Origin of the sequence: Leptolyngbya sp. PCC 6406, from assembly GCF_000332095.2 — a bacterium.
Taxonomy (GTDB): Bacteria; Cyanobacteriota; Cyanobacteriia; order Phormidesmidales; family Phormidesmidaceae; genus PCC-6406.
This window is the reverse complement of record NZ_KI913949.1, coordinates 5,005,810-5,008,456: the sequence shown is the minus strand read 5'-3', so window position 1 is coordinate 5,008,456 and position 2,647 is coordinate 5,005,810. Positions and strand designations below refer to the sequence as shown.

The 2,647-nt window shown below is 56.0% G+C and carries 2 protein-coding genes and 1 pseudogene; all 3 read right to left on the bottom strand.

Annotation, left to right across the window (positions count from 1 at the left end):
• Window positions 1–404 (bottom strand): annotated as a pseudogene (locus LEP6406_RS34505) (IS4 family transposase); the annotation flags it as partial.
• Window positions 405–736: 332 nt separating this feature from the next.
• Complete coding sequence (locus LEP6406_RS0222385) at window positions 737–997, bottom strand: gas vesicle protein GvpG (RefSeq protein WP_008316496.1); 261 nt, start codon at window positions 995–997, stop codon at window positions 737–739.
• A gap of 296 nt (window positions 998–1,293) precedes the next feature.
• Window positions 1,294–2,571, bottom strand: a complete 1,278-nt coding sequence (locus tag LEP6406_RS0222380; protein ID WP_008316493.1) for a M16 family metallopeptidase — start codon at window positions 2,569–2,571, stop codon at window positions 1,294–1,296.
• Window positions 2,572–2,647 lie beyond the last annotated feature (76 nt).

Genomic DNA, 2,647 nt, shown 5'->3' with positions numbered 1-2,647 from the left:
TCAACTCGGCTCTTGGGGGGTGTTGTCTCGTCAGCCGTGGCAGGTTCTTGTGCCCCTAGCCCCGCTGCGGTTTGTTGCGCCGATAGGGCATAGCCGGTCTTCTGCCCCAGATCAACCACCGCCACCACTGACCATTCCAACCCCCGTTCGGCCCGCTGCGTTTTGCCGTTGTAGAACCAGTCCAGTCCGTAGGTGTGACGACCACTTTTCTCAGTAAAGGTGCAGTCCACCACTGCAATCTGAGTGCTGGTGTCTGCAATCACCTGCTCAATTAAGGCTTGGTTCAAGCTTTCTAGGCCCAGTCCAGCCTCAAAATGTCGCCGGTAGGTTCGTTCACAGCGGTCGCTGTATCGACTCAGGTTGGTGTAGTTGACTTTGCCACAAACCACAAAAATCGTGGTCATCAGCGTCATCAGAAACTGGCGCTGCGGTTTGCTAAATGGCCTGCTGTCGTCAGCAGACCGGCTAAGATGCGGTTGAGGCTATCCATCGGTGCACCGTGTTTTTCGTACACCTGCACTCTATGCGGTGGATAGCTTTTCTCCAACCTACCCCGAAAAACTGTCCGGAGTGTTGTACTCTGTCGCACCAACCCAATATTTTCTGGTTCCTCCCACCCTTCGGGAAGCGCAAAGCTCTACATCCCGCAGCCGCTGAACGGCAAGGGTTTCGCCTTAAGTTTGCTCGAATGGTGGAAACCCTGCCCCTACGGGAAATTCAAAACTCCTGTCACCTGCTACCTGTCACCTGCACCCCCTTCCGCCTCTCGCTGATCCTGAATTGCCTGAATCGCCAGTAGCAATTCTTCCTCTTGGGCTTCAAAGGTTTCCTCAGGAATATCCCCCATATCGAAATTCAGTTGTAGGGCCAGCAACTGCTTTTGCAGGGTTTCGAGGTCGTCGGTTTCCCCCTCTGCCTGCTCTAGAATTTTTTCAGCAACCCAGGTGATCCCAGTAAAGGGGCCAGTAATAGGGGCGAGGAGAAGGCGAAGGATCATGGAGGTAACACTCCTGTAGGAAGAACTAGGGCGTGTGGACAATGAACGAGGAAACCTTTGCGAGGTAAGGATAACCACGCCCACCCTACCCCGCAAGCTAGGGACTGTAACCGCCTCCATGACAAGGAATCTGGCTTTGATTGTCCACAGATCCTAATAGGGGACTGAGTTGGGAGGACATCTCAGCGTGTTTCCTCTCAACAGTCATCTTCTGGGCTAGGCCAAAGATGTTGCTCAGGGGGATTCACGTTTTGGACTCAGATTCGGGACGGGACAGGGATTGAGCTGGGACACACTCAGCTAGCATTGGCGAAGGGTTCAACAGCTGCCGCTGGGCCTAACAACACCACAGAGGGATCGACAAAGGCGGTTTGGGCAGCAGCCTGGATTCGATCTTGGGTGACGGCAGCTACTGATTCCTGAAACTCAGGGTCAAAATCAATGCCCAAGCCCAGCACCTCATACCAGCCCAGAAGCTGGGCCAGTTGGGTATTTGTTTGCTTACCCAGGGCATATTGCCCTAGCAGTTTATTTTTTGCCCCCTCCAATTCCTCGGGCGTTAGGTTTTCTGTCACTAAGCGCTCGGTTTCATAGCGGAGCCCCTCTAGGGCATTGGGCACATTGCTGGGGGCGGTGCCCATATAGACCACAAACTGAGACATGCCCAAACGAGTGGGATAAAAGGCTGATACGTCGTAGGCCAGTCCTCGTTTTTCTCGCAGTTCTACAAATAGGCGGCTAGAGAGGCCATTGCCGAGGTAGGTGCTCAGCAGTTTCAAGGCAGCGTAGTCAGGATGCTTCACCGAGGGGGCTTGGTACCCCACCATGACGATCGCCTGCTGGGTGTCCTGGGGCAGGATGGTAGAGCGTCCCGCCTCGGGCACTGCGGGGTAGGTGAGGTCTGACAGCGAGGAAATGGGGGGTTGCCAGTCACCAAAGTTATCCTGCACTAGGGCAACGGCTTTCTCTGGGGTAATGCGACCAGAGATGGCAATGACTAAATTATCGGGCCGGAAATAGGTGCGATGGGCCTCCTGAAGATCGGCCTGAGTCAGCTCTATAACACTGTCGGCGGTGCCAATCCCTGGTAGGGCGTAGGGATGCTCACCGTAGAGGGCTTCGCGCAGGGCGTTGTAGGCAACGGTGAAGGGCTGCTCCTGCATGGATCGGAGGCTTTGGAGCGTGAGGCGACGTTCTAGCTCCAATTCCGCTTCGGGAAAGGCGGGCGATCGCATCAGGTGGGCCGCTAAGGCCAGCATGGGCTCAAAATCCGCTGAGACGGTTTTGATGCTGACCAGACTGTAGTCAGCGGAGGCATCACTACTGAGGCTGGCCCCGGTGGATTCTACCTGTTCGGCAATCTCCATGGAGGAGAGGCGATCACTACCCTTCGTTAACAGAGAGGTTAACAGGGCAAACAATCCTGCCTGCGATCGCGGCTCATGACTTGTCCCGGCCCGCACAAAGACCCGTGCTGCAATAATGTCAGCTACGGGATTTTCAATCACCAAGACCACCAGGCCATTGGGGAGGACGGTGCGGTGCAGGGTGGGTCGGGCGAGGGTTAGGGGCATGGGGTGTGAGGGTGATGGGGTGTGAGGGTGATGGGGTAGGGGGAGTGGGGGGGTAGGGGAGTGGGGGGTAGGGGAT